This window comes from Nonomuraea sp. NPDC049637, from assembly GCF_040675235.1.
In the GTDB taxonomy this organism is placed as follows: domain Bacteria; phylum Actinomycetota; class Actinomycetes; order Streptosporangiales; family Streptosporangiaceae; genus Nonomuraea.
Map to the genome: position 1 here is coordinate 18,201 of NZ_JBFAOM010000017.1, position 24,833 is coordinate 43,033.

Sequence of the window (24,833 nt, forward strand, 5' to 3'; positions counted from 1 at the left end):
TGGCCGGGGCGGCCGGGCGGGTAGGGTCAGCCCTTCGTGCGGACCGTGGCCGACAGTTCGATCGGGAGGGTCGTGCCGTCGGCGGCCAGCGGGCGGACGATGAAGGTGTAGCTCGTACGGCCCCGGAGCCCGGTGACCCGAGCCGTCGTCCCCGTCACCCGCATGACCTGCGTGCCGCCGTCGAGGACCGCGTAGCCGGTGGCGGCCGGCACGGACGGCCAGGTCAGGGTCACCGACTTGGCGTTGACGTTGCCGACCCCGAGTTCGGCGCCGTTCCACGTGTTGGGCGTCTCGACCACGAACGCGTCGATGATGAGGAACTTGTCCGCGCCGTTGACGACCTTGATGGTGTGATCGCCCATCGGCAGCCCGCTGAGCTGGAACACCCGCTGGGCGGCGAGCCGTACCGGGGAGTCGCAGTCGACCGTGGCCTTGAGCTTCCCGTCGACGTAGATGTCGATGGTGCTCATGTCGGAGTAGCGTTCGGACAGCAGGCTGATGCCGGTGCCGGTGAAGGCGAACTCGACGGCCTGCCCGGCGCGCCAGCCGGCGTGCACGTCGTCGTCGTGGTCGCCCAGCCCGCGGTCGGGGCTGTAGGTGAAGTCGTCCTCGGGGTAGACGATGCGCTTGTCGGTGTCGTTGACGTAGGTGAGCAGCACCTTCGGGTCGGTGACGGTGATCTTGTGCTCGCCGGAGAATCCGTCGTGGATCGCGGTGATCGTGGCGGTGCCCCAGGTGCGGGGGGTGACGAGACCGTCCGCGTCCACGGTGGCGATCGACGGGTCGGAGCTCTTGAAGGTGACGCCCTCGGTGACCGGGGTGCGGGTGCCGTCCGCGCCGACCGTCGCGACGGACAGCCGGGCGGGCTCGCCGACCTTGAGGGTGCCGGCGCCCGTGACATCGAGCGCCTTGATCGCGGCGGTGGTGGCGGTGATGGTGAACTTGTCGAGCTTCAGTCCGCTGCCCTCGCTGACGATCCGGAGGGTGTGCAGGCCGGCGGTCATCTTGCCCCAGGTCGTCACGTTCGCGTCGTCGGACTTGGGGACGAAGACCGTGGTGCGGTCGCCGTCCACCTCGAACCTGAACGTGGTGTCCTGGGCGGCCGAGCCCTTGAAGGTCACCTTGTACATGCCGGTGTTCGGGACGAACACGTTCTCGTAGCGCAGGTAGTCGTTCGGGTCGATGCCGCCGACGACGCCGTCCTTCGTGACGACGCCGGTGTCGGGACCCTTCCAGTTCCACTCCTGGTCGGTGTTCCACTGCATGGTCCAGTGCTCGGCCTCGACGGTCTGCTCGGACGTGCCCTGCAGGTCGAGCCGCAGCCAGTTCCACACGACGCCGGCGCTCGCCTCGATCCAGACGACCTTGACCGAGTGCTCGCCCGCGGTCAGCGGCAGGACGAAGTCCTCGGTCCGCGGGCTGAGCATGCCCCCGGTGGGGCGCAGGCTCAGCGGTCCCGTGGCGTCGGCGCCGTCGATCTCGACGCGGAACTTCAGCGGCTTGTCGTCGACGGTCGAGTAGCGAAGCTGCAGCAGGTACTTGCCGTCGGCGGGGACGCTGACGGCGTCGAAGCGCGACCAGTCGCCGGTGTCGATGGAGGTGACGCCGGGGGTGCCGTCGTCGCTGTCGGCGAGGTCGGTGTTCTGGGTGCCCTGCTGCCCGGTCGCCGACTCGGCCTGGAGGGTGATCGACTCGGGCCGTTCCAGGGTGAACCGCATCCAGTTGAGGAAGAACCAGCGCCCGTCGGGCCGGGTGAGCTTGATCGTGCGACGGCCCTCGGTGAGCGGGATCCGCCGTTCGAAGGTCCGGTAGGTGTTGTAGCCGCCGGAGTCCGGCACCTTGACGGTGGTGACCTCCTTGCCGTCGACCTCGAACCTCAGGTGGTTGGCCTCCTCGGAGGAGGCCCGGAACTCGACCCGGTAGGTGCCGGTGGCGGGCACGTCGACGTTGTCGTACTCGGCGGACTCGCCGGCCGCGTCCATGTAGAGCGCGCCGAGGCCGCCCTCGGGCGGGGTCTCGACGCCGTAGGCGCCGACGGCCGCGGTGTAGTCCTCGTTCTGGACGGTGAACTGCGTCAGCGGGGTCGTCGGCCGCCCGGCCGGTACGGCTCCCGCGGCGACCCGGACGGCGCCGATCGGGTAGACCTTGTCCTTGCCGCCCGGCATGGCCAGCTCGATCCGCGGCTTGCCGTCCTCGCCGAGCATGGCGACGGCCACCTCGTAGGAGCCCGCGGGCAGGTCGGCCGGGAGGGTGAAGGCCGAGTTGATCTGGCGGACGTCGCCCTTGAAGAGCTTGGTCTGGTCGAGGGTGGCGTCGGTGCCGCGCCACACGACGTGGCCGGTGGATCTGTCGGTGAAGCGCACCTCGACCGGGTAGCGCCGGGGGCTGAAGCCCACCGCGTTGTTGGTCCAGGTGTGCGAGATGCGGAACTCGCCACCGGGCTCGACCTCGGTGTCGTAGGTCGCGGTGGGCATGAGGAAGCGGTAGCCGGTGAACCGCGCCAGCGTCTCGAACCACTCGCCGTAGGCGTCCTTCATCGGCTGCCAGTTCGCGAAGCCGGTGTTGTTGATGCCCTGGAGGTTGGAGTGGTACCCCTCCAGCGAGTTCTTCACGAACAGGCGGGGGTTGTTCAGCATGATCGTGGGGTTGTCCCAGTTGGAGCCCTCGGACACCTGGATCATGTCGCGGCGGAGCCTGCGGTTGACGTACGGGGCCTGCGCGGTGTCGCCGTAGTTGTGCCAGACGAAGCCGGCGTTGACCGTGTCGGACCGCACGCCCCAGTTGTCGAACGTGGCCGCCTTGTCGTAGCCGTACACGCTGAACCGCTTGGCCTGGGTGTCGGCGTCGGGATCGTTCTTGTTCACCTCCGCACCGGCGTTCTGCATCATGACCATCGACTTGTCGAACGCGTCGTCGTAGATCTTGAGGATCGCCCGGAGCGTCGAGACGCGGGTGGCGTTGTCGGGCCACGGGAAGTTCATCGCGTCGTTCCAGCCCGACCACTCGCCGAACAGCGAGAAGGCGCGCAGGTCCACCCACGCCACGCCAGGGTCGCCGTCGTAGCGGCCGGCGAAGGCGTCCACCGCGCGCTTGAGCCGGTCCAGGTAGATCGGGTTGTGGTAGATCGGCTGCTTGGAGAAGTAGTCGTTGTACGGCGCCATCCGGAAGGGCACCCCGGCCTTGTCGAACAGCCAGGCCGGCGGGTACTCGTACGGGAAGACGCCCGGGTCGTTCCGGTAGTCGGGCGCCTCCGACATGAGCAGCTGGAACTCGACCGTCTTGCCCTGCTCGCCGATCCGCTTCATGAACGCGTCGAGGCGGTCCCAGACGAAGACGCCGTCGTCGGGCTCGAAGTCGGCCCAGGCGATCTGGAGCCGCACCACGTCGGCGTCGGCGGGGATCTTCTTCCTGCCTTCGATGAAGTCGGTGATGCCCGGGTCATCGGTGAAGGTGTAGCCGGGTGTGCCGGGCGTCCTGTGGGTGTTCACGTCGAACGCGGTGCCGGTGTACGGGTTGCCGTGCAGGATCTCGTGGGTGTCGGAGAAGGTCACCGTGGTACGGCCGGCGGCCGGTCCGGCGGCGGAGGCGGCGTGCGCGGGCGCCACCAGTAAGGCGGCGGTCGTCGCGGTGACGCCGAGGAGATGGCGGATCATCAGAGCTCCAGGGGGACGGGGGCGGCGGCGAGCAGGGAGCGGTAGGCCGCCTCGACGAGGGCGACGGTCCGGTGGCCCGCCCTGGCGTCGGGCTGGCGGGCCTCGCCGTCGCGGACGGCGTCGAGGAAGGCGCGGATGAGCAGGTCGTCGAGCGGCGCCCCGTACCCGTGCGCGAGCGGGCCGCTGTTCCATCCGGTGAGGACCCCGGAGAAGGGCGCGATGTCGGCCACGCCCTCGGTGCCGATCACGGTGAGGGTGACCAGGTCGCCGGTGTTGGGCCGGCCGGGCGGGCGCGACCAGGAGCAGTCGATGGAGGCGATGGTTCCGTCGCGGTAGCGCAGGGAGACCAGCCCGGCGGTCTCGACGGCCTTGCCCGGGTTGGGGATGGAGTTGGCGATCGCGTAGACCTCGGTCGGGTCGTCGTCCAGCAGGTCGGCGAGCAGGTCGGCGACGTGCACGACGTGGTCGGTCAGGGCGCCGCCGCCGCTGCGGGCCGGATCGGTGAACCAGTCGCGGGTGGTGGGGACGCCGCCGCAGTTGGTGGCCGCGATCGACACGATCCGGCCGAGGTCGCCCCGCCGTACCGCGGCCCGGAGGTCGGCGTAGGCCGGCGCGAAGCGGACGGGGAAGGCGGTCATGAGGACGGTTCCCGCCGCGCGGGCCGCCTCCAGCATCTCGGTGGCGTCGGCGAGCGAGGTGGCGAGCGGCTTCTCGCACAGCACGTGCACGCCCTCGGCGGCGGCGCGCAGCGCGAACTCCCGGTGACGCGTGTTCTCGGCGCAGATCACCACGCCGTCGGGCCGCCAGGCCCACAGTTCGTCCTCGGTGGCGAAGACGGTGACGCCGTCCGGGACGCCGTCGTGGCCGTCGGCGTAGGCGCCGATCTCCACGTCGCGGCAGCGCAGCAGCGCGGCGGCGTACTCGGCGGCGTGCAGGTGGGCGAAGGAGAGCAGGGCGATCTTCATGCGGCTTCCAGGGGCTTGAGGTCGACCGGCCGGCCTTCGGCGGCCGAGCGGGCGACGGCGTCGGCGATGCGCATGGCGGCCAGGCCGTCCAGCGCGGTGACGCGCGGCGGGACGCCGGTGGCGACCGAGCGCACGAAGTCCTCGATCTCGGCTCTGTAGGGGCTGGTCAGCGGGGAGAAGGGGGGCAGGATGTCGGGCGCGGGCACGGCGTCGCCCTGGTAGCGGTAGGGGCGGCGCTCGTCGGAGTCGGCGTGCAGCAGCCCGTGCGAACCGGCCACCTCGAACAGCGTCCTGAACTCGATCGGCGCGGTGGTCCAGGTGGCCGTCAGCACGGAGATCGAGCCGTTGGCGTGGGTGAGGAACGCCTGGGTGCTCTGGCTGCCGCCGACCGCGTGGGTGCGGGCGAAGACGCGTTCGACCTCTCCGCCGATCCAGCGCGCCACGTCGATGTCGTGGATCATGAGGTCGAGCAGCACGCCGCCGGAGAGCGCCTCGTCCAGGAACCAGCCGCCGGCCGGGCTGCGACCCTGGCGGGTGTGCCGCTGCACGGCGACGCTGCCGATGTCGCCGCGGGTGACGGCCCGGTGCAGTTCGGCGTACTCGGCGAAGTAGCGGACGACGTGCGCGGGGAAGAGCGGGACGCGGGCGTCGGCGAAGCGGGCGACCAGGTCCTCCGCCTCGGGGAGCGTACGGGTCAGCGGCTTCTCGCAGATCGTCGGCAGGCCGTGACCGAGCGCGGCGAGCGCCAGTTCGTAGTGGGTGTGCGTCGGCGTGCAGATGTCGACGACGTCCGCCGCCTCGAACAGGGCGTCCAGGCTGGGGACGGTCCGGCCGCCCCCGTGGCGCCGGATCAGCGCCTCGGCGTCGTCGGCGATCGAGTGGACGACGACGTCGTGGCCGAGGTCGAGCCAGGCCGGGAGGTGCGCGTTGGCGATGCCACCGGCGCCGATGAGTCCGACCGTTGCGTGCATGGGAGTTCCGTTTCTTGTCATTTGCCGATGCCCTGCGTCATGCCGTTGACGATGCGGCGGCCGAACCAGAGATAGGTCGCGATCATCGGGAGCACCACGATGACGACGCCGGCGAAGAGCCCGCCCCAGTTCGAGGTGTACTGCATGTTGGAGTAGAAGTTGAGCAGGGCGACGTTGAGGGTCTGCGCGCTCTGGTCGGGGACGAGCATCAGCACGATCACCGTCTCGTTCCACAGGCTCAGCGCGTTCAGCACGGCCACGGTCGTGATGCCGGGCTTGGCCAGCGGCACCATGATCTGCAGGAAGGTGCGGAACGGCGACGCGCCGTCGAGCGCGGCCGCCTCCTCCACGTCGCCGGGCAGCGAGCGGAAGTAGCCGATGAGCACGAAGATGCTGAACGGCAGGCTGAGCACGACGTAGAAGAGCGTGACGGTGATCCGCGTGTCCCAGGCACCGGTGACCCAGTCGATCATGAACCGGGACAGCCCCGCCCCGATGAGGACCATGGGGACGGCGAACGCCTGGAACGGGATGCTCATGCCCACCGCGAAGAAGGTCGCGACCGGACCGCTGGAGCGCCCGCCCAGCCGTGCCACCGCGTAGGCGGCGGGGATGGACAGCGCCATGATGAGCACCACGGACACGAGCGTGAGGACCACCGAGTTGACCGCGGCGGCGCCGAGCCCGGAGTCCGACCAGGCGGTGGCGAAGTTCTCCCACATCCAGGCGGCGGGCAGGCCGGCCGGGTTGTCGAAGATCTCCCGCGAGCTCTTCACCGAGTTCAGCAGGACCCAGACCACCATGCCGACGTTGAACAGCGCCCAGCCCCAGATCAGGGCTCTGATCAGGGCGAGCCCGGCGCGGATCACGCCAGCTCCAGTCGTTCGCGCCGCTGGATCCTGCGCGACAGGACGATCAGGACGGCGGTGATCACCGTCATCACGATCCCGATCGCCGCGGCCTCGCCGAGCTGGGCCAGTCCGCCCTCACGGCCGCCGGTGACCCGGAGGTACTGCTCGACGGCGAGGGTCCTGGCCTCGGGGGGCGGGGTGCCCGCCGTGCCGACGAAGGCGATGACGATCTCGAAGGTCTTGATGCCGGCGATCGCCCAGAGCGAGGCGGCGATGGCCAGCATGTCCCTGGTCAGCGGGAGCGTGACGTGGCGGAACTGCTGGAGCTCGCTCGCGCCCTCGATCCTGGCCACCTCGTAGTAGCTCGGCGGGATGCCGTCGACCGCGGACATCACCAGCACGACGTAGAAGCCGGCCGCGCTCCAGACCACTCCGGCCATGATCACGTTGAGGATCAGCTCGGGGGCCAGCCAGGGCTGGCGCAACTCGGACAGGCCGAGGGCCCCCAGCACGGTGTTGATCAGCCCGTCCGGGTTGAACAGGAACGAGACGGCCAGGCCCACGGCGATGGGCGAGATCATGAAGGGCAGGAAGACGGCCGCCCGGATGAACGCGCCGCCGCGCGCCGCACGCAATACGATCATGGAGGCGCCGGCGATGAGGAACAGCGCCAGGCCCACGAGCAGCGTCAGGGCCAGCGTCTGGACGAACGAGGCACGGAACAGCTCGCTCCCGGCCATCGACACGTAGTTGGCGAACCCGACCCAGGACAGCTCGGTCCCCAGCCCCGACCACTCGGCGAAGCTGAGCACGACGCCGAACAACGACGGCAGCACGAAGAAGACCAGGTAGGCGATCAGTGCGGGAAGCAGCATCGGCAGGTACAACCGGCGGCGCTCGTCCTGGAGCGCGCCGCGGGACACCTTGGCCCGCCTGTCCGCGGACGGCGCCCGCGGGGCGGTGTCGGACACGGTCACGGTCATCCGTTCATGGCGGCGGTCTTCGCCTTGCCCTCGGCCAGGAACTCCTCGGCGCTGAGCTTGCCGGCGACGAACTTGTCGTCGAGCGGGAGGAAGACGTCGGCCAGCCACTTGGGCTGCACGGTCGAGACGCCGTCGCCGTCGAGCGTGACCTGCTCCGCGTCGCGGATGGACGCCTGCAGCTGCTGGAGCTCCACCGGGGCGGGCGAGTCGGCGCGCGAGGGGATGTTGGCCGCCTCGGTGCCGATGCGGTCGATGTACTTCTTCTGCATGGCGAAGGCCAGGAAGTCGGCGACCGCCTTCTGGTTCTTCGACCTGGCGTTCACGCCCCAGCCGAGCGCGCCGACCGTGGCGACCGAGCCCTTGGCGGGGTCGACCGGCGGGAAGGCGATGATGCGGGGCTTGACCGCGGCGGCGCGCAGCGAGGCGGTCTCGCTGCCGAGCCAGGAGCCGTTCAGGATGAAGCTGTGCTTGCCGGCCGCCCAGGCGTTCTGCGCGGCCGGGAACTTGGTGGCCATGTGGTCGGGTTCGAAGAGGTCGGCCTTCACCAGCGACTCCAGCGCCTTGGCCGCCCGCTTCACCTCGGGCAGATCCCAGGCGGCCGGGTCGGCGGCGAGCTTCAGCAGGATGCCGGGGCCGGCCGTGGACAGCAGCATCTGGTGGATCCAGAAGGAGTTGTAGGCGTTGACCGAGCCGTCGAGCGCGATCGGCGCGCGGCCGGACGCCTTCTCCTTCTTGGCGATCTCCAGCAACTCGTCGAACGACTTGGGGGCGAAGTCGGGATACTTGGCGGAGTCGTACCACAGGCCGATGGAGAAGACGCTGTGCGGGACGAAGCCGTACCCCTTGTCGTCGCTGACGGCCTTGAGCACGCTCTTCGGCAGGACTTCCTCGACGGTTCTGCCCTCGCCCGGGATCGTGGTCCGGAAGATCGGGCCCATGTCGCCGAGCACGCCGGCGGCGCGGAACTCGGCGGTGTGGTCGATGGCGGTGTCGAAGAAGTCGGGACCGGCGCCGGTGGCGACCGCGTTCTTGACCTGCTGCTCCTGGCCCTGGGCGAGCCACTGAACGTCGATCTTGACGCCGGTCTGCTGGGTGTAGTCGGCGATGACGCTCTCGAACAGGTTCGCCTGCGGGGTGCCCTTGGCCCACTTGCCCCAATAGAGGAGGCTCGCGGGCTGGGCGCCAGCGGACGCCGACGGACCGGCGTCCTGGAGCTTCTGGCCGCACGCGCCGAGGGCGAGCACGGCGGAGGCGCAGGTGGCGACGGCTATGGCGCGATTGCGCATGGATGGTCCCTTCTTGCTGGGAGGCACGGTTGGCAATAATAAATACACTTTGTGTTTTAATGGAAGACGTCCAAGGAAACGAAAGGGCCACGTGAGTGCTGATCGGACGTGAAGCGAGCCTGCTGCGCCAGCCCGTCGGCCAGTCGCGCCTGCGCCGCCTCAACTCGCTGGCGGTGATCGAGGCGATCCGCGCGGAGCCGCTCACCATCCCGGCGATCGCCCAGGTCGCCGGGCTGTCGAAGACCGCGGCCGACACGGTGGTGGGCGACCTGGTGGCCCTCGGCTGGGTGACGAGCGTCGAGCCCCTCTCCCCCACCGGAGCCGGGCGCCCGGCCAACCGCTACCGCTTCAACGCGGCCGCGGCCGTCGTCGCCGGCATCGACATCGGCCAGCACACCACCCGGGCCGAGCTCGCCGACCTGAACGGCGAGGTGCTGGCCACCCGCTCGATCACCGTCTCCGCCGCGGACCCGCCCGAGACCGTCCTGGCCGACGCCGTCGAGGTGGTCGACCAGCTCCTCGGCTCGCAGGGCCGCGGGCGCGCCGACGTGTGGGCGATGGGGGTGTCCGTGCCCGCCGTGGTCTACCAGGACGTCGTCACCCGCGGTCTCGACGACTGGGAGGGGCTCAACGTCCGCGCCGCCTTCGCGGAGTCCTTCGAGTGCCCCATCGCCGTCGAGAACGACTCGAACCTCGCCGCGTTCGCCGAGGCGTGGAAGGGCAGCGCCGCCGAGGCCGGTTCGATGGTCTACGTGCACTCCGGCAACCGCACCGGGGCGGGGGTCGTGCTGAACAACACCGTCGTGCGGGGCGCGAACGGCGCCGCCGGCGAGATCGGCGCACTGCCGCAGATGGGCTGGGAGCATGCCCAGCAGCACCTGCACGACGTCGAGCTCACCGACGGCCGGCGGGTCAGCAGAGAGGGCGTGTTCGACGCCGCCACCGCGGGCGACCCGCTGGCCGTGGCCGCCGTCGACCGGTTCGCCGACGTCATCGCGATCGGCATCGCCGCGCTGGTGCTCACCGTCGATCCCGAGATCGTGGTCGTCGGCGGCGGCAACGTCCAGGCGGGCGACACCTTTCTCGACCCGCTGCGCCGTCACGTCGAGAGGCTGTGCACCGTACGGCCCGCGCCCCCGATCGTCCCCTCGGCGTTGAAGGACCGCGCGTCGATCACCGGCGCGGGCGGCCTGGCCGCCACCTCGGTCATGGAACAGCTCTACGCCTCGGCCCTGGGCGGCAAGACGCTCTCCAGCGCCTCGACGCCGCCCTGGAAATGGTAAGAACCGGAGAAGGATCCCCCCGTGCCCATGCAGCCCTGGTTTCCCGACGCCAAGCTCGGCATCTTCGTCCACTACGGCCTCTACGCCGTCGAGGGAGTGGCCGAGTCCTGGTCGTTCTACTACGGCGACATCTCCCGTGAGGCCTACCTGGCCCAGCTCGACGGATTCACCGCCGACGGTTACGACCCCGCGGCGTGGGCGGAGCTGTTCGCCCAGGCCGGAGCCCGGTACGCCGTGCTCACCACCCGGCACCACGACGGCTTCGCGCTGTGGGACAGCGCGTACGGAGAGCTGAACGTCACCGCCTCCCCGGCGGGACGCGACCTGGTCGGCCCCTTCGCGGACGCGCTGCGCGAGCGCGGGCTGAAGGTCGGGCTGTACTACTCGCACTCCGACTGGAACCACCCCGACTACCCCAGCGTCCGCGGCCCGCAGGCCCACCCGAGCCCCTACGTGACTCCCCCGGAGGGGCAGGAGGACCCGGCCGCGTGGGCCCGCTACCTGGCCTACCGCGACGGCCAGGTCGACGAGCTGGTCGAGCGCTACCGGCCCGACCTGCTGTGGTTCGACGGCGAATGGGAACGTTCGGAGGAGCAGTGGGGCATCGACGCCCTCGCCGACCGCATCCTCGCCGTACAGCCGCGGACCGTGCTCAACGCGCGCATGCTCTCGCGCGGCGACTACGCGACACCGGAGCAGGGCGTCCCCATCACGCCGCCCGACGGCCCATGGGAGTTGTGCCTCACCGTCAACGACAACTGGGGTTTCCGCCCGCACGACACCAACCACAAGCCCGTGGGCCACCTGGTCCGCTACTTCACCGAGACCATCGGCGCGGGCGGCAACCTCCTGCTCGACGTCGGCCCCACCGCCGACGGCCGCATACTCCCCGAACAGGCCGACCGCCTGAAGGGCCTCGGCGCCTGGATCGACCGGCACGCCGAGGCGGTGTACGGCACGACCGCCGGGCTGCCGGCGGGCCACCACTACGGCCCGAGCACGCTGTCCGCCGACCGCAGGACCCTGTACCTGGTCTGCTTCGACCCGCCCCGCGACACGGTGACGGTGCGCGGGCTGCGCAACACCGTCCTGCGGGCCAGGGTGGTGGGCGCCGACTGCGAGCTCGGGCACTCGATCACCGGAGAGCTCAACGGCGTGCCCGGCGTCCTGTGGATCGACGCGCCGCCCGCGCACGCGATCGACCCGCACGCCACGGTGCTCGCCCTGGAACTCGACGGCGAGCTGGACCTCTACCGCGGCAGCGGCCGCGACTAACCGTCACGGACCGAGGGGCGCCCGGCAGGAGCGGGCCGTTCGAGCGGACTCCAAGTGCGTTGCAGCCGAGCCACAAGCGGGCGTCCCTAGCCTCTGGATCATGTTGACGACCCTGGTGGTGACCGCCTCCCTGCTGTTCACCGGCGCACCCGCGCAGAGCGCGGCGACCAAGCCGCTGACCTTCCGCGGCATGACGCTCCAGATCCCCGCGGCCTGGAAGGTCGGGAAGGAGGACAGGTGGGGCATCCACGTCAGGACCGGCGGCTGTGACCGGCTCGCCGTCGAGTGCCGCGGGTTCTACCTCGTCGGGCCGTTGGGCATCTCCCTGGCCCGGCACGGCAACCCGTACGACCCCGACGAGCCGTACCACCCGGGCAACGGGCTCGCGAGCTGCGCACCGGACAAGCGCTACATAGAGGACTTCCCCGGCAAGCTCGTCGTCCGCGGTGTCCGCCCGGTCGGCGCGGGCCACAAGGCGACCTACCGCGTCTGGCGCGTCGGCTGCTCGACGCAGTCGGCCAAGCGGACCGGCGTGTCCTATCAGGAGCGGATCTGGCACCTGCCCAAGTCGAAGATCCTCGTCTTCGACCAGTGGAGCGACAGCCGGCTCGGCCCGGTTCTCCAGCGGGCGACCTGGCGCTGAGCCCGCCGGTCGTGGTGCTCGTGCCCGCCCCGGCCGGCGGATTCCGGTCACCCGGTCACCCGGTCAGGCGGGCCTTGAGCCGGGCGGCCGACGGGTGTCCGAGCTCTGCGAGGAGGGCAAGCGCCTGCCGCCGGACGTCGGCGGCGGCGTCCCCGAGGCCCGTCCCGTCCAGGGAGTCCCCGAGGCGGACGAGGGTGTCCGCCTGGACAGCCGACCAGGTTGAGTTCGCGGGCCTGCCTGGTCAGGTGGCCCGTCGCCCGGTACATGGTGAGGGCCTGCGTGGCGTGGCCGAGGGCGTCGCGGTGCCGGCCCGGCATGCCGTACATGGCGGACAGGTTGCCGTGGGCGCACGTCTGCCCTAGCCGGCCGCCGGCGCGCCGCGCGGCGGCCAGCGCGGCGGTCCGGACGGCCAGCTGCTCGTGCCGCATGCCATGGCGGTCGAGGAAGTCGGAACTCCCGATGCGTCGCCGCCGCGGACCGGAGCACCGCCGCGGGGGCGCGGACGAGCGGCGTCTCGCTCGCCGTACGCCAGGCGAAGGCCCACTGGCACGGAGGGGCGTCGCGGATCGGCACGAAGGCGAGGCTGGGCCAGGGGTAGAAGGTCGCGGCCTCGGTGGTGACTCCGGCGGTGGCCTGGCCCGAGGCGACGGCGCTGAGGGTCTCCGCCAGGTGGTGACCTTGTGCCCGCGGCGGACGGGGCGTCCGGAAGGGGTGTGGCAGGGGTTGAAGATCTCCTCCATGCACGGGGGGATCGACCGGCCCTCGACCACGGTGCAGTCGCCGAGGTCCTCCAGGCAGATGGAGTCACGTCCCGCGTAGGGATGGTCGGCGGAGACCATCAACACCACGTCGGAGGCGTACGAGGTCGGCACGACGGTCAGATCGGGCTCGCGGATCGGCAGCCACAGGTGCGCCACGTCCACCTCCCCCGACTTCAGCAGGTCCAGAGGGGAGGCGGGCTGGATCTCGCGGTGCTCGTCCTCGCTTGCCGGACTGCGTGCACCCGCACGGCTTTTCGGCCCGTCGTCCCTCGCCGGGGTTCGCGCTTGTGCTTCGATACTGCTTTGTCAGCACATCGAAGGAGAGGTCACCGATGCCAGACCTTGACGACCCGGCCGCCACGTTCGAGGAGTTCGACCGCGACCGGGACGGATACATCACCCGCGAGGAGTTCGCGCTCGCCATGAACGCCCGCGGCGAGGAGGTCACCGCGGCCGAACTCGACTCGATCTTTCACTCCTCCGACGAGCACGACGGGGACGTGGACGGGCGCATCTCACTGGCGGAGTTCCTGGTGGCCTGGAACAAGTGACGGCACACCCGCCCTGACCCGGCGGCCGGCGTCACCGGAGATGATCGGCCGCCCAGGCGCGGAACGTACGAGGGGGACGTCCCAGCACCCGCTCGACGTCAGGGGTGAGCCGGGCGTTGCCGTCCCGCGCCACCAGCCGGGAGCCGTCGACCGCGACGTCGGCGAACTCGGCATCCATCCCGGCGGCGATCAGCTGCGTGCGGTAGACCTCCAGCGGCACGTCCACCGTCTCGACGGGCCGCCCGAGCGTCTCCCCCAGCACCTCGGCCATGTCCGGGACGCTGAGCAGTTCGGGCCCGGTCAGCGTGAGGACGGATCGCCCGTGCTCGTCGGACGTCAGCGCCCGCACCGCCACCTCCGCGACGTCCCGCGGATCGACGACCCCCTGCCTGCCCCGGCCCGTCGTGTTCGGCACCGGACGCCCCTGCCGGATCTGCGGAACCCACCTCAAGGCGTTGGAGGCGAAGCTGGACGGCCGCAGCACCGTCCAGTCCAGCTCGCCCGCGCGCAACGCCTGCTCCCCGGCCTGATGCCAGCCGCCGACCTTGGCGCCGCCGTGCTCCTCGCCCGTGCCGATCGCCGAGAGCTTCACCACTTTCCGCACCCCCGCGGCCCGCGCCGCCACGATCATCGCCTCGTCGTGCCGGGCGAGCCACGGGCCGGGGGCGCTGAGCAGGAACACGGCGTCGGCGCCGCGCGCCGCTGCGGCCAACGACCCGGGGTCGTCGAAATCCCCCTGGACGACCTCCACCTCCGGCGGCACCGCGACCTTCGACGGCTCCCGCGTCATCGCCCGGACCCGCTCACCCCGGCCGGCCAGCAGCCGGACCACCTCACCGCCGACCGTGCCCGTGGCACCTGTGACAACAATCATGCGGCTCACTCTGCCGCCCCGCCCACCAGCCCTTATAGGAACTTTCGGCACACCTGCGCACCCCGTGGCGCGGCTACCGTGTGGTCATGAGCATCGAGGCCCCGCTGACCGTGCCGGACGGTCTGCGTCCGCTGGTCGAGGCGGTGAGCGTGCTGAGGGCGGAGGATCCCGTGGCGGGCGGGCGGCCGCCGCTGGTGCACCTCCCCGACCCCGGCACGTCCCTGATCTTCCGTACGACCTGCGCCGGGCAGGGCGACCTGCTCGTGATCGGCCCGCGCACGCGTGCCTCGTACCACGTCGGCAAGGACCTCCCGTTCTGCCTGCGGTTGCGGCTGCGTCCCGGCGCGACCAGGCCGTTGCTCGGCGTCCCGGTGAGCGAGGTCGTGGACCGGGTGATCCGCCTCGGTGACCTGTGGGGCGCCTCCTGCGATCCGCTGGTCGCCGCCCTGAGGCACGCGGGCGGCCACCACGGCCTGGCACTCCGGCATCTGGAGGCGGCGCTCCCGGCCAGGATCTCGGCGGACGGGGCAAGGCGCGACCTGGTCCAGGCCGCCGTCCGGGCGCTGCGCGGTCGTACGGGCGCACGACGCGAACCGCTGCCCGCGCTCGCCCGCCACCTCGCCGTCAGCGAACGTCACCTGCGCGGCCTGTTCGCCGACGCCGTCGGCCTGTCGCCCAAACGCTACGAACGCATCGAACGCGTCCGCAAAGCCCTCGCCCTCGGTCGCGCCGACGGCCCCCGCTGGGCCGACCTGGCCACCGTCACCGGCTACTACGACCAGTCCCACATGACGGCCGAGTTCCGTACGCTGATGGGCGTCACACCGGCCGCCTACTTCGAAGGCCGCCTGCCCGCCCTCCAGCCCTGCTGACACACAGTCGCGCCACGACGTGTCCGCGGAAGCCGGCCCGGTTCACAGTGAGCCGATGCTCAGGGTGAGCGAGCCGACGACGCCGGCCAGCCCTTGCTCGGTGAGACAGGCCAGAGGCTTCGTGCTGAACATGGTGAACGTGCCGGTCCACGGCGCTCCCTTGAACTCGCCGTCGACCACCACGCCCTTGATCAGAACGAGGCTTTCAGCGCCGTTGACGGAGACGGTGGACGTGGAGGACAGCGTGCTGGTGTTGCCGTTGTTCCACGTGATCCTCCGGCTCCCGGCCCTCGTGCCGGAGGTGCAGGAGAACGTCCCGGTGGCGGAGAAGGTCGACGTGGCCTGGGAGATGGTGGGATCACTGCTGGAGACGCACTCGATCAAGGGGGCGTTCCCGCTGACCGTGACCTCCCGGGGCTGATCGGTGAGGCCGGGGGTGTACGTCACCGTCTGAGAACCGGTGCACTTGGTGACCCCGATCGCGGCACGTGCGCCGGTCGCGGCCGGGACGAGCACGGCGACCAGCAGCGCGAGACCGCCGATCGCCATCCCCTTGAGAATCGACATTCCTCCTCCTGCCTAGGACGCGACGGCCACAGTCGGCGGCCCTCACTGTTGCGACCCGAAGAGCCAGCTACTTACCGTTACCATACACAAACATTAAGTCAACCCTCCGGCCCAGGACGGCTCGCCGGTCCTGCCACATGCATGAGGTACGGCGGCTTTCGAGAGGCAGGTCAGACAGTGGTCACACGCAGAACATTCCTCGGCACCGCCACCGCGGCCGGCGCCACGACGCTGCTCGGCGGCAACCTCCTGCCCGTCGCCCGTGCCGGCGCCTCACCGCCGGACGCGGCCGGACAACGGACGGCGCGCGACGCGATCCGTGCGGTCAACGCCGACACTCGGCGGAACTACGCCGCGCTGAAAGCCGACCTCGTCAACCACCTGAGCCCGGTCATCGTCGTCCAGAACGACCGGCGGGGTGGTTTGTACAGCCTCGTCTCGAACGGGCGGACCCTGGAGTCGCTGCACCCGGTCGACGAGATCTTCGAGCTGGCGAAGTCGATCGCCCACCTCCCGCTGGGCATCTTCACCGTCATCGCCCCTCACCTGCCCAAGCAGGTCCCGGCGTTCCAGAGCGCCAGGATCGATCCGCACGACCTGGACATGGTCGCGTCCAAGGGCCCGGGGGACGGCTGGGTCCAGCCGCTGCGGGACGTCTCCGCCACGATCAACACGGCCCGGCGGCGACTCGAATCGGCGGAACTTCCCCTCGGCCTTCAGCAGTCGTGCGCCAACATTCTCGACAGGTCACGCGCATTCATCGCGGACGCGACACGAAGCCGCTCCTTCGACATGAACTCCTTCGAGGACTACTCGGGCAGCGTTTACCCGAACATCCGCACCAACATGTACTGGGCGTCCAAGGTGCAGATCGAAGGCGTCACGGACATCATGACCCGCTGGCGCGGTCAACTCGGCGCTGACGCCTGGAAAGGCCTGTACGTCGTCGTCTTCACGATCTGGACCACCTCCTCCCGGAACCAGAACTCCATCATCATCAGGAAGTTCATGGACCCGGCCCAGGCCGACAGCCACCTGATCGACATATCCACGGCCGAGCTCCCCTCCGAGCCGATCCCCGTCGCCCTGGACAACGTGGCCCGGATCGTGCAGGACAAGATCGCCGCGGACATGATCTTCTGCACCGACACAAGACTCGCCGACGCTCTCAAGGGCCCGGACGAGCTTCTGTCCGACGAGATCCTGCGACTGCTCGGCCACGCGCCCGGCGCGAAGGATCAGGCCTGCTGACGCCCTGGGCGACAGACCGGGGCTGACCGGGCGGAGTCGCCGACTGCGCGCTCGCTGATCGGTCTCGACCTCGGCTCGCGCACGTCGGAAGATACGGCCGTGGCCATCTGCGCCGAGTTGATCCGACTCCGCCGGTGGCGGCTCCGGCCGCATGGTGACCACGACCGAAGGACGCATCACCCTATGTCCCCATCGATCACATAGGAGGAGTCCCTTCATGACCACCGTGATGCTGGTCCACGGCGCCTGGCACCGGCCGAGCACCTGGACCAGGCTCCAGCCCGAGCTGCACGCCCTCGGCTACGCCACGCGCACGCCCGCGCTTCCGAGCGCCGGCGAACGTCCCACCGCGGGCATGCACGACGACGCCGCCGTGCTGGCCGGGGAACTGGCCGCGGTCGAAGGCCCGGTCGTGCTGCTCGCCCACTCCTACGGGGGCATCCCGGCGACCGAGGCCGCCACCCGGGCGGACAACGTCGAGGGGCTGATCTACCTGGCCGCGTACCTGCCGGACCGGGGACAGTCGTTGCACACCCTCCACGGCCTGCCGGACCCCGACGACACGAGCGGCCTGTTCCCCCTCATCGACCAGCCACGCACCGCGCTCTACGGCGACCTGCCGGACGCCGAGGCCGAGCAGGAGATGAGCCGCCTGGTCAACCAGACCAGACGGTCCTTCACGGAGAAGGCCGACACGGCCGGCCGGCACGACATCCCCTCCACGTACATCATCACCGAGCGGGACCAGGCCGTCCCGCCCGCCCTGCAGGAGCGGATGGCAGCCCGAGCCACCGAGATCCGCAGACTGACCAGCGGCCACTGCCCGTTCCTGTCCCAGCCGCACCGTCTGGCCGCTCTCGTCGACGACATCGTGCGCTCCGCGGCCCGCTGACCCGGCGCGGCAGTGCAGCGGGCAGAGGACTTCCGGCTCAGGCGGATGTGGCGGCCGGGTCGGACAGGTGCGGCAGTGGGAACCGGCCCGCAGTTCCGGACGGTGCCGCTGTTCGACGGTGCTCCCCTCCTGACGGTCCCTGCGGATCGCCCCATCGCCGGACCGGGCGGATCACGCCGCGTGCCCGGTGGGCAGCAGGACGGTCAGCAGCCAGCCGCCGTCCTCGGCCGGGCCGGCGGTGAGGGTGCCGCCGAGCGCGTGGGCGCGTTCGCGGATGCCCCGCAGCCCTTGCCCGGAGGAGGGCAGGCTGAGCGGGGCGGCGGGTGGGGGGCCGTTGCGCACCTCGACGGCCAGCCCGCCGGGCGCCGCGGTGAGGCTCACCCGCACCCAGGTGCCCGCCCCCGCGTGTTTGAGGACGTTGGTGAGCCCCTCCTGGACGATCCTGGCAGCCGAGACGCGAGCCAGCAGAGGCGCCCGTGCCACTTCGGGGTCGATGTCGAGCTCGACGAGCAGCCCCGCCGCGCTCATGCGTTCCGCCGACTGGCGCATCACGGTGGCCGGGTCGGCCGGCAGGTCGGGCTGCTTGCCGGGGTCACGCAGCAGATCGAGCAGGCCGCGGAGGTCTTCGAGCACCTGGTGGCCGGTGTCACGGATGTCGGTGAGCGCCTGGCTGGAGGGCCCGCCGGGGTCGGCGTAGCGGGCGGCGCCGGCCCGCAGGACCATGGCGCCGACGTGGTGGGCGACGATGTCGTGCATCTCGCGGGCGATGCTCTCGCGCTCGGCCAGCTGGTCGGCGCGCACCTGAGTCAGCGCGCGCTGTTGCGACTCCCGACGGCGCAGCCGTTCCGCCTGGCTCGCGGCCTGCCGGGCCCGCAGGTAGCGGCCGCTCGCCACGGGCGCCATGACGAGCGTCATCAGCGCCAGGACGCGCGTCGGCTGCCACCCGGCGTCGCCCATCGCGGCGGTGAAGGCGGCCACGGCGAGAACGGCGACGAGGTAGACGACGAACGTCCAGAGCCAGGAGGCCACGCGCATGGCGAACACGCCCGCGGCAGCGAGGACGAGCATGACGCAGGTGCCCGTCGCCTCCTCGAAGTACTGGTCGGCCAGCAGCATGAGGATGACCTGAAGGACGAACACCAGCCCCGGCAGCCGCCGCGCGACGCCCAGGGACAGGCCCGCGAGCACCACCACCGATGCGGTGCCCCAGACCGGCCCGCCGGTGGCGTCCCAGTCCGTCCAGGTGTTCAGGACGGCCAGGGTGAGGCCGCCGCCGGCCAGCAGCACATCCGGAGTGACGTCGCGCTCGGGAAGGCGTCCGGCCGGGCCGCGCAGGTAGACGCCGATCAGGACGGGCACCACGACGGCTCCGCCGCAGTACCACCAGGCGTTGGCCGTGAAGGGGTGGCCCGGATCGGCCAGGTTGACCGCGGTGGTCACGCCCACGACCAGGGCCGAGCAGGACACGGTGAGCGGCCGCGCCCGGTGGGCGACGACCCCGAGGGCCGCCATGAGCAGGATCTGCACGGTGTTGACGGTGAACGCGCCGAGCTGGTCGGTGAGGACGAGCAGCGCCGCCAGGTAGCCGGCCACCGCCACCGGCCACCGCCGCAGGAACCCCATGGGCGCCCCGGCCAGCACGGAGAAGGCGCCGCAGATCACCACGGGCGCCGACGCGGTCCCCCAGGTGTGCCACGTGGTCAGGACGTCGAAGCCGATGGCGGCCGTCACCAGCAGGACATCCAGCGCCTTGCCACGCCATCGCATGCGTCAACGGTATCCAGACAGCCCTGGAGATGGATCCTCCCGGAGGAGGAGCCCCCCGTGGCTCACCTGCCTGGCAGCACGGGCGACGCCGAGGCGGCCAAGCTGGTGGACGTCCTGCTGCGGCGGTCGCCGGAGTTCCGGTCGCGGAGGCCGGCGCCTCGGCACGGTCTAACCTTCGGCAGGCCCGCGGACGAACTGCGTCCGGCTCGGGCGCATCAGCCACACGGCGGCGGCCAGCGTGAGGACCCAGCCGATCACTTCGATGAGCAGGTGATCCGTGGCGTTAGGGACGGATTGCAGCAGGTACACCCGGACGCTGTTGATCGCTCCATGCGTCAGAACCGCGGGCCAGACGCTCCCCGACCGCCGGCGAAGCGCGAGCAACAGCGGCGCCCATGGCAGCATGCCCGCGAAGTAGATGACGATGTCCCAGAGGGGTCGATCACCGATGACGGCCAGGACCGGCAGGTGCCAGACGATCCAGACCAGACCGCTGACGAGGGCCAGCGTCCAGAATCCCCATGACGCGGCGCGCGTCGCCAGCCAGCCGCGCCAGCCGAACTCCTCGCCGATGGCGAGGACCGACTGCATGAGGAAGACCGGAACGATCCAGATGGTCGCCGCGAGGATCTGGTCGAGCGGGTTGAGCCGCCAGATCCCCGAGGCCAGCGCGACGGCGGTCTGGATCGCGGCGATCGCGGCGATGAGGCCGATGCCGATGCCGGCCCACTGGGGTGTGCCGCGCCACCTGGTGGCGAACGTCTCCCGGAACGTTCCGGGGCGGCGGGCAAGCCACATGATGATCGCTGCGAGCAGCGGGGACTGCTGCATGATCGGAGTGATCAGGTTGTAGAGGTCCGTCGGGACGAGCCGGAAGACCATCGGGACGGACATCGCGAAACACAGCAGGACGGCGATCGCGAAGAACCACGTGACATCGACAACAGATGATCCGGCAGAACGAGAACGCGTGGCGGACGCGGTCATGATGACCTCGATTCGTGCGGGCGCGAGGATCCAGCGCAATGAGTGATCTTGGTGGAGCGCGAGGCCGAGGTCGTCCGGTCGACGAGCATGACGACGCTGAGAGGTATGAGACGGAGGAAACGCACAAGCTCGAAGCTTGGCCGGGCGGAATCGCTCCGGCCTCACCCGAAGGGGTGAACCTGGCACCGCCCGTCAGGATGGAATCCGTGGCGAGCGACTCGCCATCTGCACGCCGTCAGGCACGTTCAGGTCCCGCAGGATGGCCCGGACTTGGGACCGCTGTAGGTGACGTGCATGAGGTTTCCTCGAGGCAGGGTGCTCGTTCGCCGGCGACGGCACGATCTGTAGGCTCTTGATCGGCGAGGCGCCGATATCCGACGCCGCTGCGCTTCTCATCGCGATTTCGTCTTGCTCGTGAATAAGGGAGTGTCGTCGTGACGATCAGCAGGGCTGTTCACGTGGCAGCCGGGTTGTTCCTGACCGGAGTCGGCTCGCTGATACTGCTGGCCTTCACCAGCCTTGCCATCGGCGTGCCCTTCGGGTTTTCGCTTGTTTGTGTGGCGCTATTGAGCACGGGTCTGGTGGGCCTGCTCCAAAGTCGGTACAAGGAGTTTTTCGCAGGCTGGTTGCTTTGGGCTGCGACATTGACCACATACACGGGAGTAGTGCTCTTTTAGGCGTCTCCGGGGGACGGAGGGCGCCGTCCCTCAGGACAGATCGGTCCAAGGAGCGGGTGGGGCTGAGGTGAAGAAGCGGAGCAGGCCGATGAGTCGGCTGGCCGGAGGTGCGGTCCAGTGGCGTTCGCCCGGGCGCGGGACGGGTTCCGCCAGGCGTCCCAGCGCCCAGGTGAGGTGGAACCACAACACGCGAGCTTCCCAGGCCGGCGTGCCCGTGGCGCTTTCCTGGCCGGTTTCCTGCCGATAGCCGTCGAGCATGGCCGGGATGCCGGTGAGGGGCATCTTGGCGAAGTCGGCAGCGGGGTCGGCCCATTCGGCGTCGCCCCAATCCACGATCCCGTTGAGCCGAGCCGTGTGCGGGGAGATGAGCAGGTTCTGGGGCGCGATGTCGCCGTGGATCAGGACCGAAGGCGGGCTCGTGGGGAGATGTGGTGAGAGCCGGTCGAACCAGCCGGTGAGCCAGCGGGCGGTCTCGGCGTCGATCCAGCCGTCCTTGAGGAGGCGGCCGGTGAGCGCCCAGGGGTCCGCGTTGCCGTCGTCCGCGGGGACGCCGGCCAGGGCGGGTGCGGTGTCCGGAGTGAGCCGATGGAGTTTGCCCAGCTCCCGCCCGACTTGCCGGTAGAGACGTTCGGCGTCCGCGTCGGGCAGTTCAAGGCATGCGAGATCCGTTCCCGGCGTCCGGGTGAGCACCATGTAGGGGACGTCCACCACCGAGCAGGTGTCGTCGAACGCGACGATCTCCGGGGTGCGTACGCCGGCGCGCAGGGCGTACGGGATGACCGCGGCCTCCTTGGCCAGGTCCGGAAGGAACTGCTCGGTCCGTGGGATGCGCAGGACCAGGTCGTCGCCGAGCAGGAGGACATGGTTGGCCCCACCTTGCGGGAGGGGCCGTACGCGCTCGGCGGTCGTCCCGAGCAGGCCGGCGATGGCGGCCAGGGTCGCGTCACTCGTCTCGTATCCCGGCATGATCCATCATGCTGACACGGACGGTGAGGAACTGCGCAACTCTCCCGCCGCCGCAGAACCGGCCGGCGCCCAGGGGGCAGATGGTCGAAGGGAGCGCGATCGATGCGGCGTGCCGATGTTCGACCGCCGGCTCTCACGAGACTCTTGCCACCAGCACCGCCCACCTGGCATCGGCCGGAGCGTTGATCGTCAGCGTGTATGGTTCGGGTCTCGAGACAGGGTAATCACCGATTGTATACGTGGTGTAACCCGCAGCGCACTGCCGCAACGCCTGAAAACCCTCACTCATCACGATCGTCAGCTTCCCCTGGGAACCGGCACAATCCAGAGCGATCTTGTACGAGGTTCCCACCTTGAGCTTGCCGACCCACTCGATATCACCGCTGTCGGCGACATGATGCAACAGGACATTGCCTTTCACCTTCGTCCGCAGATCGACCAACTGCCGCGCCGGCGGAGGACTTGCCGACGGCGAAGGGGCGGGAACCTGTGCAGGCCGGCTCGGCTCCGCCGGTGACCGTTCCGAGCAGCCGGCGGCCATGACGAGCATGACCACGATGAAGCCGACCGGGAAGCGGCCGAGCCGGCGAATGCGAAGATCAGCAAGCATCACGCCGAGCACTCTAACGACCCGGCACTCCCGAAACCTCAGTAAACGATCACGGGCAGGCAGTGCCATCGGCGACTAATCGGATGAAACCCCCGAAAAGAGGATCAGGTCATCTTCCGGTTCCGATGGACGATCTCCCGGTCGCCCTGGCCGGGATACGCCATGATCAGCAGCCGCTGCCCGCCCTCCGCCTCGCCCTTCCAAGGGAACCAGGCGTAGTGCACGCGGATGCGGTAGTGCCCCTTGCGCCCGTTGAGGGCGAGGTTGGGCAACTCGGTGCCGCCGACGTTGTCATAGAGCACGATCTTTCCGCCCGGGCTGTAGTAGCCGACCTCGACCACCTTGTCCCAGCCCTTGGTCTCGACGGGCGGCCGGCGGGTGTAGGTCTCCAGGGTGACGCAGAGGTCGAAGTCGGGGTGGGTCATGACGGCCAGGATGCCGCGCGCGGAGGAGACCAGCCCGTTGCCGGGGTCGATGTCCGGCCCGGTCTCCTCCTCTCCCTTCCCCTCGTACGTCTGCAGCACCCCGTAGTCGGTCCACTGCGGCTCCTTGATCCGGATCGCCCGGGCCGGCCTGGTGCGCGGGCGGTGGCGCGGCGTGGCGTCGCACATGGCTTGGGAGTCGGCCTCCATCGCCGCGATCTCCTTGTCCTGCTCGGCCTTCGCGGCCTGGACGATCGTGGTGGCGCTGGGACAGATGCCGTCCAGAGGATAGGTGAGGGACGCGCGGTCGACCTTCAGCCGGGCCAGCTCCCGCGGGTCGTTGCGGGTGTGGACGCCGCACAGGTGGCGTCCGTAGGCGAGCACGACCTGGTCGGGCGTCGTGTCGGGAAACACGTGCAGGCTTCCTGCGCGCTCGCGCGGCTCCGCCTCCCCCGTGTCGATCTGCCACGGCTCCGGCATGACGCAGTCCGTGACGGGGCCGCGGGCCATGTCCGCCGCGGGCAGCAGGCACAGGGCGCGACCATGGCGTAGGAAGCGACCCGCAGCAGGCGCGCCTCCTTGCCGTGCCGCGCCGGGTCCCCGCGCAGCCGCCCGCGTGCCACCTCCCGGTACGCCCACGCCTGCACCGCCGCGATGGGCACCAGCAGGGCGGGCAGCCACGGCCACGGCCGGATCTCGTCCGCCATGTAGCCGTCCGGGTCCGCGACGACTCTCCACAGAGGGACGAGGTCGCCGGTGACCAGTCCGACGACGGCGAGGACGATCACGACGGCCAGGTAGAGGGCCGCGACACCGGCGGCGAGCCGGCCGAAACGATGGCGGCGCATGAGGCACTCCGGGACGGGGGGTGAGGAGTAAAGCGCCCAACCCTACTGATCTCCGGCCAAGTGGATCAAGAGCCGATGCGCGCACGTACCGGTGCGACCGCCCTGCCGACGGGCGGAGGAGATCTTCGGCAAGCTCACCTCACCGCGCAGAGCTGACGCCGGGGGGCGACGGCAGCGGCCGAAACCGGGCCGGCTTCCTCACTCGCCGCCCGGCTCATCGTCGCGCCCTGGCCGTAGGGCGCCCGCGCGCACGGCGGCGAGCGTGACGCGCACCGCCTGGTCGGCGATCGCGTCGTCGACGGGTTCGGCGGTGATGAGCAGGCGCAGGTAGATCGGCGCGGCGAGGGTCTTCAGCACTTCGGCGGGATCGGTGTCCCCGGGCAGCTGGCCGCGCTCGACGGCACGCCTCAGCACCGGCTCAGCCCTGGCGAGCCGGTCGTCGAACACCAGCCGGCGGGCTGCGGCGATCTCCGGAAGGTGAGCCGCCCCCGTGAACATGGCGGCCAGGATGGCCTGCCCGGCCGGGCTGGTGAACGCCTGGACGATCGAGCGCGCCAGCGCCCGCAGGTCGGTCTCGATCGCGCCGGTGTCGGGCACCGGGATGTCCGTCGCCATGTGTTCGGCCAGGGCGTCGATGAGCAGGCTCTCGCGGTCCTTCCACCGGCGGTACACCGTTGTCTTGTGGACCCCGGCGCGTTGGGCGACGTTCTCGACGGTCAGCGCGGCATAGCCCTTGTCGACGAGCTCGGCGAGCGTGGCGGCGTGGACGGCGGCACGTACCTTGACGCCGCGGCCGACCGGCCGGGCAGGCGATGGACCAGACCGCATTGCAACTCCAAGTTGCGATATTCGAGGGCGAATGACAGGATCAATCTATC

General features: G+C 70.4%; 23 protein-coding genes and 1 pseudogene. 9 read left to right on the plus strand and 15 right to left on the minus strand.

Annotated features, from left to right (window positions below; genetic code table 11):
• Positions 1-26: 26 nt before the first annotated feature.
• The 6 genes from AB0J71_RS23670 to AB0J71_RS23695 are packed head-to-tail and all read right to left on the minus strand — an operon-like array spanning position 27 to position 8,709.
• The gene (locus AB0J71_RS23670; protein ID WP_364416003.1) at positions 27-3,653 is read right to left on the minus strand and encodes a carbohydrate-binding protein; all 3,627 of its coding nucleotides are present in this window, start codon (positions 3,651-3,653) and stop codon (positions 27-29) included.
• Positions 3,653-4,618, minus strand: a complete 966-nt coding sequence (locus AB0J71_RS23675) for a Gfo/Idh/MocA family oxidoreductase (protein ID WP_364416005.1) — start codon at positions 4,616-4,618, stop codon at positions 3,653-3,655. The genes AB0J71_RS23670 and AB0J71_RS23675 overlap by 1 nt, the downstream gene beginning before the upstream one ends.
• Entirely contained in the window at positions 4,615-5,589 is a 975-nt protein-coding gene (locus AB0J71_RS23680; protein WP_364416007.1) for a Gfo/Idh/MocA family oxidoreductase, read from the minus strand. The genes AB0J71_RS23675 and AB0J71_RS23680 overlap by 4 nt, the downstream gene beginning before the upstream one ends.
• 17 nt (positions 5,590-5,606) lie before the next feature.
• Positions 5,607-6,458 carry a carbohydrate ABC transporter permease gene (locus AB0J71_RS23685; protein ID WP_352324666.1) on the minus strand — a complete coding sequence of 284 codons (852 nt, stop codon included), beginning with the start codon at positions 6,456-6,458 and terminating at the stop codon, positions 5,607-5,609.
• Positions 6,455-7,423: a sugar ABC transporter permease gene (locus AB0J71_RS23690; protein WP_352324667.1), complete on the minus strand. Its 969-nt coding sequence runs from the start codon at positions 7,421-7,423 to the stop codon at positions 6,455-6,457. Before AB0J71_RS23690 ends, AB0J71_RS23685 begins: the two co-directional genes overlap by 4 nt.
• Positions 7,420-8,709: an ABC transporter substrate-binding protein gene (locus AB0J71_RS23695; protein ID WP_352324668.1), complete on the minus strand. Its 1,290-nt coding sequence runs from the start codon at positions 8,707-8,709 to the stop codon at positions 7,420-7,422. Before AB0J71_RS23695 ends, AB0J71_RS23690 begins: the two co-directional genes overlap by 4 nt.
• A gap of 95 nt (positions 8,710-8,804) precedes the next feature.
• On the opposite strand from AB0J71_RS23695, the gene AB0J71_RS23700 reads away from it, so the two are divergent.
• The 4 genes from AB0J71_RS23700 to AB0J71_RS23715 all read left to right on the plus strand — a co-directional run bounded on the left by AB0J71_RS23700 (position 8,805) and on the right by AB0J71_RS23715 (position 12,133).
• Entirely contained in the window at positions 8,805-9,992 is a 1,188-nt protein-coding gene (locus tag AB0J71_RS23700; RefSeq protein ID WP_352324669.1) for an ROK family protein, read from the plus strand.
• Positions 9,993-10,019: 27 nt separating this feature from the next.
• Complete coding sequence (locus AB0J71_RS23705; RefSeq protein WP_364416179.1) at positions 10,020-11,267, plus strand: alpha-L-fucosidase; 1,248 nt, start codon at positions 10,020-10,022, stop codon at positions 11,265-11,267.
• Between the two features lie 100 nt (positions 11,268-11,367).
• Complete coding sequence (locus AB0J71_RS23710) at positions 11,368-11,910, plus strand: hypothetical protein (protein ID WP_352324671.1); 543 nt, start codon at positions 11,368-11,370, stop codon at positions 11,908-11,910.
• 94 nt (positions 11,911-12,004) lie between these two features.
• Positions 12,005-12,133 carry a hypothetical protein gene (locus AB0J71_RS23715; protein WP_364416183.1) on the plus strand — a complete coding sequence of 43 codons (129 nt, stop codon included), beginning with the start codon at positions 12,005-12,007 and terminating at the stop codon, positions 12,131-12,133.
• Between the two features lie 595 nt (positions 12,134-12,728).
• Here AB0J71_RS23715 and AB0J71_RS23720 read toward each other — a convergent pair.
• Positions 12,729-12,833, minus strand: a pseudogene (locus tag AB0J71_RS23720) (LysR family transcriptional regulator); the annotation flags it as partial.
• Between the two features lie 170 nt (positions 12,834-13,003).
• Between AB0J71_RS23720 and AB0J71_RS23725 the strand changes: the two are divergent.
• Complete coding sequence (locus tag AB0J71_RS23725) at positions 13,004-13,222, plus strand: EF-hand domain-containing protein (protein WP_352324672.1); 219 nt, start codon at positions 13,004-13,006, stop codon at positions 13,220-13,222.
• Positions 13,223-13,253: 31 nt separating this feature from the next.
• On the opposite strand, the gene AB0J71_RS23730 is transcribed toward AB0J71_RS23725, so the two are convergent.
• Positions 13,254-14,096, minus strand: coding sequence for an NAD(P)H-binding protein (locus AB0J71_RS23730; protein ID WP_364416009.1), 843 nt, complete (start codon positions 14,094-14,096; stop codon positions 13,254-13,256).
• A gap of 86 nt (positions 14,097-14,182) precedes the next feature.
• Between AB0J71_RS23730 and AB0J71_RS23735 the strand changes: the two genes are divergently transcribed.
• Positions 14,183-14,968, plus strand: coding sequence for an AraC family transcriptional regulator (locus tag AB0J71_RS23735; RefSeq protein ID WP_364416011.1), 786 nt, complete (start codon positions 14,183-14,185; stop codon positions 14,966-14,968).
• 42 nt (positions 14,969-15,010) lie between these two features.
• Here the strand turns inward: AB0J71_RS23735 and AB0J71_RS23740 are convergent, their stop codons facing one another.
• A complete protein-coding gene (locus AB0J71_RS23740) occupies positions 15,011-15,535 on the minus strand; it encodes a hypothetical protein (protein ID WP_364416013.1) in 525 nt (174 codons plus the stop codon).
• A 177-nt stretch (positions 15,536-15,712) separates the two neighbouring features.
• Between AB0J71_RS23740 and AB0J71_RS23745 the strand changes: the two genes are divergently transcribed.
• Together AB0J71_RS23745 and AB0J71_RS23750 are read left to right on the plus strand one after the other, a co-directional pair.
• On the plus strand, positions 15,713-16,786 hold the full coding sequence (locus tag AB0J71_RS23745; protein ID WP_352324676.1) for a hypothetical protein: 1,074 nt from the start codon (positions 15,713-15,715) through the stop codon (positions 16,784-16,786).
• Positions 16,787-17,003: 217 nt separating this feature from the next.
• Positions 17,004-17,678 carry an alpha/beta hydrolase gene (locus tag AB0J71_RS23750; protein WP_352324677.1) on the plus strand — a complete coding sequence of 225 codons (675 nt, stop codon included), beginning with the start codon at positions 17,004-17,006 and terminating at the stop codon, positions 17,676-17,678.
• Positions 17,679-17,849: 171 nt separating this feature from the next.
• Here AB0J71_RS23750 and AB0J71_RS23755 read toward each other — a convergent pair whose 3' ends face one another.
• Positions 17,850-19,445 (minus strand): histidine kinase, encoded by a 1,596-nt coding sequence (locus AB0J71_RS23755; RefSeq protein WP_364416015.1) that lies wholly within the window; start codon positions 19,443-19,445, stop codon positions 17,850-17,852.
• A gap of 168 nt (positions 19,446-19,613) precedes the next feature.
• Positions 19,614-20,471 (minus strand): CPBP family intramembrane glutamic endopeptidase, encoded by an 858-nt coding sequence (locus AB0J71_RS23760; protein WP_364416017.1) that lies wholly within the window; start codon positions 20,469-20,471, stop codon positions 19,614-19,616.
• Positions 20,472-20,866: 395 nt separating this feature from the next.
• Here AB0J71_RS23760 and AB0J71_RS23765 point away from each other — a divergent pair, with 395 nt between their 5' ends.
• A complete protein-coding gene (locus AB0J71_RS23765; RefSeq protein ID WP_364416019.1) occupies positions 20,867-21,109 on the plus strand; it encodes a hypothetical protein in 243 nt (80 codons plus the stop codon).
• Between the two features lie 30 nt (positions 21,110-21,139).
• Here AB0J71_RS23765 and AB0J71_RS23770 read toward each other — a convergent pair whose 3' ends face one another.
• The 4 genes from AB0J71_RS23770 to AB0J71_RS23785 all read right to left on the minus strand — a co-directional run bounded on the left by AB0J71_RS23770 (position 21,140) and on the right by AB0J71_RS23785 (position 24,783).
• On the minus strand, positions 21,140-22,075 hold the full coding sequence (locus AB0J71_RS23770; protein ID WP_364416021.1) for an aminoglycoside phosphotransferase family protein: 936 nt from the start codon (positions 22,073-22,075) through the stop codon (positions 21,140-21,142).
• Positions 22,076-22,208: 133 nt separating this feature from the next.
• The gene (locus AB0J71_RS23775; RefSeq protein ID WP_364416023.1) at positions 22,209-22,688 is read right to left on the minus strand and encodes a hypothetical protein; all 480 of its coding nucleotides are present in this window, start codon (positions 22,686-22,688) and stop codon (positions 22,209-22,211) included.
• Positions 22,689-22,789: 101 nt separating this feature from the next.
• Positions 22,790-23,587, minus strand: a complete 798-nt coding sequence (locus tag AB0J71_RS23780; protein ID WP_364416025.1) for a hypothetical protein — start codon at positions 23,585-23,587, stop codon at positions 22,790-22,792.
• A 566-nt stretch (positions 23,588-24,153) separates the two neighbouring features.
• Positions 24,154-24,783 (minus strand): TetR/AcrR family transcriptional regulator, encoded by a 630-nt coding sequence (locus AB0J71_RS23785; protein WP_352327455.1) that lies wholly within the window; start codon positions 24,781-24,783, stop codon positions 24,154-24,156.
• Positions 24,784-24,833 lie beyond the last annotated feature (50 nt).

Bases quoted from the DNA above. Each gene is read 5' to 3' on its own strand.
- AB0J71_RS23755 (WP_364416015.1), bottom strand. From the start codon at position 19,445: ATGCGATGGCGTGGCAAGGCGCTGGATGTCCTGCTGGTGACGGCCGCC.
- AB0J71_RS23725 (WP_352324672.1), top strand. From the start codon at position 13,004: ATGCCAGACCTTGACGACCCGGCCGCCACGTTCGAGGAGTTCGACCGC.
- AB0J71_RS23750 (WP_352324677.1), top strand. From the start codon at position 17,004: ATGACCACCGTGATGCTGGTCCACGGCGCCTGGCACCGGCCGAGCACC.
- AB0J71_RS23740 (WP_364416013.1), bottom strand. From the start codon at position 15,535: ATGTCGATTCTCAAGGGGATGGCGATCGGCGGTCTCGCGCTGCTGGTC.
- AB0J71_RS23785 (WP_352327455.1), bottom strand. From the start codon at position 24,783: ATGCGGTCTGGTCCATCGCCTGCCCGGCCGGTCGGCCGCGGCGTCAAG.
- AB0J71_RS23780 (WP_364416025.1), bottom strand. From the start codon at position 23,587: ATGCCGGAGCCGTGGCAGATCGACACGGGGGAGGCGGAGCCGCGCGAG.
- AB0J71_RS23735 (WP_364416011.1), top strand. From the start codon at position 14,183: ATGAGCATCGAGGCCCCGCTGACCGTGCCGGACGGTCTGCGTCCGCTG.
- AB0J71_RS23695 (WP_352324668.1), bottom strand. From the start codon at position 8,709: ATGCGCAATCGCGCCATAGCCGTCGCCACCTGCGCCTCCGCCGTGCTC.
- AB0J71_RS23670 (WP_364416003.1), bottom strand. From the start codon at position 3,653: ATGATCCGCCATCTCCTCGGCGTCACCGCGACGACCGCCGCCTTACTG.
- AB0J71_RS23705 (WP_364416179.1), top strand. From the start codon at position 10,020: ATGCAGCCCTGGTTTCCCGACGCCAAGCTCGGCATCTTCGTCCACTAC.
- AB0J71_RS23690 (WP_352324667.1), bottom strand. From the start codon at position 7,423: ATGACCGTGACCGTGTCCGACACCGCCCCGCGGGCGCCGTCCGCGGAC.
- AB0J71_RS23680 (WP_364416007.1), bottom strand. From the start codon at position 5,589: ATGCACGCAACGGTCGGACTCATCGGCGCCGGTGGCATCGCCAACGCG.
- AB0J71_RS23675 (WP_364416005.1), bottom strand. From the start codon at position 4,618: ATGAAGATCGCCCTGCTCTCCTTCGCCCACCTGCACGCCGCCGAGTAC.
- AB0J71_RS23770 (WP_364416021.1), bottom strand. From the start codon at position 22,075: ATGCCGGGATACGAGACGAGTGACGCGACCCTGGCCGCCATCGCCGGC.
- AB0J71_RS23710 (WP_352324671.1), top strand. From the start codon at position 11,368: ATGTTGACGACCCTGGTGGTGACCGCCTCCCTGCTGTTCACCGGCGCA.
- AB0J71_RS23730 (WP_364416009.1), bottom strand. From the start codon at position 14,096: ATGATTGTTGTCACAGGTGCCACGGGCACGGTCGGCGGTGAGGTGGTC.